The organism is Bradyrhizobium sp. BRP19 (assembly GCF_020194195.1).
GTDB classification, from domain to species: domain Bacteria; phylum Pseudomonadota; class Alphaproteobacteria; order Rhizobiales; family Xanthobacteraceae; genus Bradyrhizobium; species Bradyrhizobium yuanmingense.
On record NZ_JADYVZ010000255.1, the window covers coordinates 1 to 382 of the forward strand.

The following is a 382-nucleotide window of genomic DNA, read 5'->3' on the forward strand; positions in this document are numbered from 1 at the left end:
GTTCGAGAACATGGGCGCGCAGATGCTGCGTGAGGTCGCCTCCAAGACCAACGACACCGCGGGCGACGGCACCACCACCGCGACCGTGCTGGCGCAGGCGATCGTGCGCGAGGGCGGCAAGGCGGTTGCCGCCGGCATGAACCCGATGGACCTGAAGCGCGGCATCGACATCGCAGTGCACGCCGTGGTCAAGGATCTCGAGAAGCGCGCCAAGCCGGTCGCCGCCTCCTCCGAAGTCGCCCAGGTCGGCACCATCTCGGCCAATGGCGACACCGCGATCGGCAAGATGATCGCCCAGGCCATGCAGAAGGTCGGCAATGAGGGCGTGATCACGGTCGAGGAGAACAAGTCGCTGGAGACCGAGGTCGACATCGTCGAAGGC

Annotated in this window: 1 protein-coding gene; it reads left to right on the forward strand. The window is 66.8% G+C overall.

Annotated features, from left to right (window positions below):
* Positions 1–382 (forward strand): TCP-1/cpn60 chaperonin family protein (locus tag I6F36_RS39455; RefSeq protein WP_276573769.1); only part of this gene is annotated, 382 nt, incomplete at both ends.